At 67.1% G+C, this 3545-nt stretch carries 3 protein-coding genes and 1 pseudogene; all 4 read right to left on the bottom strand.

From position 1 onward, the window contains the following. Positions 1-536, bottom strand: a pseudogene (locus E4L96_RS24670) (hypothetical protein); the annotation flags it as partial. 108 nt (positions 537-644) lie between these two features. After that, on the bottom strand, positions 645-1709 hold the full coding sequence (locus E4L96_RS11530) for a CobW family GTP-binding protein (protein ID WP_135207370.1): 1065 nt from the start codon (positions 1707-1709) through the stop codon (positions 645-647). A gap of 97 nt (positions 1710-1806) precedes the next feature. Continuing rightward, positions 1807-2727, bottom strand: coding sequence for a tyrosine recombinase XerC (locus E4L96_RS11525; protein WP_135207369.1), 921 nt, complete (start codon positions 2725-2727; stop codon positions 1807-1809). A gap of 1 nt (position 2728) precedes the next feature. Further along, positions 2729-3391, bottom strand: coding sequence for a DUF484 family protein (locus E4L96_RS11520; RefSeq protein ID WP_135207368.1), 663 nt, complete (start codon positions 3389-3391; stop codon positions 2729-2731). Positions 3392-3545: the final 154 nt, after the last annotated feature.

The following is a 3545-nucleotide window of genomic DNA, read 5'->3' as shown; positions in this document are numbered from 1 at the left end:
GCCGTACGCACCGCTTTGGCGGCGGGCCTGGCGGCGCTCCGGCCTGCTGCCTTGGCTGGTGCTGCTTTCCCTGCGGGTGCCGCGGCCTTGCTGCCTTTGGCGGCCGGTTTGGCGGCGGCGGGTTGCGCCGATGATTTGGCCGCCAGTTTCGCGGCCGGTTTGGCCGCTTTCACCGCCGGTTTGGCGGCCGGCTTGGCGGCCGGTTTCGCAGCCGGCTTCGCTGCGCCTTTCGCAGCCGGTTTGGCTGCGGTCCTGGGGGCCGGTTTGGCCACGGGTTTGGCGGCTGCCTTGGCCGGTTTCGCGGTGGCCTTCGCGGTCTTCACCGCAGTGGCCTGGCCGCCCTTGGCCGCACTGCTGCGGGTGGCGGGCTTGACCGCCGGGACCTCGGAGGCCGCCTTGGCCTTGACCTTGGGCGCCGCCTTCAGGCCGCCGGTCAGCTTCTTCGCCAGCGTGGCCGCGGTTTTCAACGTGCCGCCGGATTTCCGGGTGGCTCCCACAACGGCGGTCGCTGCCGTCTTCTTTGCGGTTTTCGTCACGGTTTCCTTCATTTTGGCCATCCCGTCGCTGTTCACATCAATGCGGGGATAGCACCGTGCCTCAGATACCGCCGGTCGTTACCCCGTGCATCACAAAACCGGAGTAGTTTATACCAAACATTGTTCCAATCCGCGAATAAAGACGTCTTTTGGTAAATTTTTACCAATAAACACCATTTTGCTGCCGCGCGCCTCGGTCTCGCCCCATTTCGGGCCGAGGTCGCTGCCCATCATCTGGTGCACGCCCTGGAACACCACCTTGCGGTCGGTGCCGTGCATCAGCAGCACGCCCTTGTAGCGCAGCATCTTGGGCCCGAACACCTGCACCAGACTGCCCAGGAAGTTGTCCAGCCGCTCAGGATCGAAGGCGCGCTCGCTCTTGAACACGAAGGCGGCGATGTCGTCCGTGTGGTGGCTGTGGTGGTGGTCGTGCTGAGCGTGTTGATGCGAGGGGTGGTTGCAGTGCTCGCCGTGCTCGTGGTCGTGGTCGTGATGGTGCTCGTGCGCGTGTTCCTCGGCGGCGAGGAAGTCCGGGTCGAGCTCCAGCTTGTCGTTCAGGTTGAAGCCCTTGATGTCCAGCACCTCGGCGATCGGCACCACGCCGAAATCCGAGCGGCCGATCGGCGCGCGCGGATTGATGCGCTTGAGGCGGGTTTCCAGCGCGTCCAGTTCCTCCGGATTCACGAGGTCGGTCTTGGACAGCAGCATCGTGTCAGCGAAGCCGACCTGGCGCTGGGCCTCCTCGTGCTCGTCCAGCTGCTGCATGGCGTGGCGGGCGTCGACCACGGTGACCACGGCGTCCAGCATGTAGTGGGCGTTCACTTCCTCGTCCACGAAGAAGGTTTGTGCCACCGGGCCCGGGTTGGCCAGGCCGGTGGTTTCGATCACCACGCGGTCGAAGTGCAGCTCGCCGGCGTCGCGCTTGCGGGCCAGGGTGGTCAAGGCCTCGATCAGGTCGCCGCGCACCGTGCAGCAGACGCAGCCGTTATTCATCTCGACGATCTGTTCGCCGGTGTCCTGCACCAGGATCTCGTTGTCGATGTTCTCCTGGCCGAATTCGTTCTCGATGACGGCGATGCGCAAGCCATGGTCCTCGCGCAGGATGCGGTTGAGGAGGGTGGTCTTGCCGGCACCGAGGAAGCCGGTGAGGATGGTGGTCGGGGTGAGTGCCATGTCGAGCTGGGTGGTGGGGGACGCGAATCGACGGATTATGCCGGATTTCCCAATGTGCTACCAAGCCGCGCACGCTTGCTTGATCCACATCATGTGCCTACTTTGATTTTGCCCGTGGATGGGCTTGATCATAGACCTTGGCAAGATGCTGGAAATCCAGTGCGGTGTAGACCTGGGTAGACGCGATGCTGGCGTGCCCGAGCATCTCCTGCACCGCCCGCAGGTCGCCCGAGGACTGCAGCACATGCGAGGCGAACGAGTGGCGCAGCACGTGCGGGTGCACGTCCACGGCGGTGCCGACCTGGAGCGCATGCGCCTTCAGCCGCAGCTGCACCACGCGCGGCGAGATGCGGGTGCCGCGGCTGGAGACGAACAGGGCATTGCTGCCGTCGCGCGGGGCCGGGCGCACGGTCAGCCAGGCATCCAGCGCCGCCAGCGCATGGCTGCCGACGGGCACGCGGCGCATCTTGTTGCCCTTGCCGGTGACCACGGCCTCGCCCGCCGCGCGGTCGATCCAGCCCAGCGCCTCCCTGGCGTAGCCGGCGTCCAGCCCGGCCAGTTCGGACACCCGCAGCCCGCTCGAATACATCAGCTCGAACATGGCGCGGTTGCACAGCTCAGCCGCGTCCGGTTCCGCATGGGCCCGCGCGTCGCTGCCGACCAGGTGCACGGCGTCGTCCACCGACAGGGCCTTGGGCAGGATCTTGGCCCGCTTTGGGGCGCGCACGCCTTCCACCGGATTGCCCGGCAGCGCGATCTGGAACGACAGCCATTTGAAGAACCCGCGCCAGGCGGAGAGGCGGCGCGCGATGGAGCGCGGCTCGAGCGCGCGCCCATGCATAGCCGCGGCCAGGCGGCGGATGTCGGCGTGGGTGACGGCGGGCCAGTCCTTGCCTTCGGTGCCGGCGAGCAGCTCGCGCAAGTCGCGCCCGTAGTTGAGAACCGTGTGCTCGGACAGCTTGCGCTGCGTGCGCAGCTGGGCCAGGTATTGCGCGACCCAGTCTGCCTTGGCGCTCATGTCAGCCGCGCAAACCCGCGAGGGCGGCGCTCGCCGTTTCGCCGATGTGCACCAGGAAGTCGGTGCCCATGCTGGCCGAGAAGCGCTGCGGGTCGGGCGAGCCGAGAATCAGCAGGCCGAAGCAGGTGTCGCCGTCGCGCAGCGGCAGGATCACGGTCGACTGCACGCTGGCGGCATCGTCCAGCCAGCGCACTGCCTCGAAGTCGTGGTTGCTGCCGCAGTAGGGGGCCAGCAGGCTGGCGCCGAAGATGCGCGCATCGTCCGACACGCCGGCGGTGTACCAGGCGCCGCCGTGCTCGGCGGCCAGGTTCCACAGGCGGATGGTGGCCTGCGGCACGTGGAAGGCCTGCTGCAGGCTGTCCACCAGCACGCGCGGCAGGTCGTCTGCCGTGCGCGACTTGAGCAGCGCCTGGGTCCAGCCATGGAAACGGTTGGCGATCGCCGCATTGTCCTGCGCCACGCGGATCAGCTCGGCCATGCGCAGTTCCAGCGCCTTGTACTTGTCGCGCATGACTTCCATCTGGCGCTCCTGCAGCGAGACGGCCTTGCCCGTGAGCGGACTGGACAGCTTCACCTGGCCGAGCAGGCCGGCGTGCTCTTCGAAGAAGTCGGGATGATCGGCGAGGTATTGGGCGACGGAGAGGGAATCGAGTGCTGCGCTCATCGGTATGGGAAAGGGCTGAAGGCAAGCGCCATTCTACCCGACCAAGCTGGTAGAGCGGCAACAAAGGCAGGCTTTTTTGGGGGCGTGGCGCGTCCGGCTTGGCGCTTTCGGCTCGGCACCCCGGCTCGGCGCCCCGGCTCGGCGCCCCCCGCTC

Origin of the sequence: Zemynaea arenosa (assembly GCF_004614185.1) — a bacterium.
Classification (GTDB): Bacteria; Pseudomonadota; Gammaproteobacteria; order Burkholderiales; family Burkholderiaceae_D; genus Telluria; species Telluria arenosa.
The sequence above is the reverse complement of the archived record's forward strand: the minus strand, read 5'-3'. Positions and strand labels throughout refer to the sequence as shown.

Coding starts and splice junctions, on each gene's coding strand:
- E4L96_RS11520 (WP_135207368.1), bottom strand. CDS start 3,391: ATGAGCGCAGCACTCGATTCCCTCTCCGTCGCCCAATACCTCGCCGAT.
- E4L96_RS11525 (WP_135207369.1), bottom strand. CDS start 2,727: ATGAGCGCCAAGGCAGACTGGGTCGCGCAATACCTGGCCCAGCTGCGC.
- E4L96_RS11530 (WP_135207370.1), bottom strand. CDS start 1,709: ATGGCACTCACCCCGACCACCATCCTCACCGGCTTCCTCGGTGCCGGC.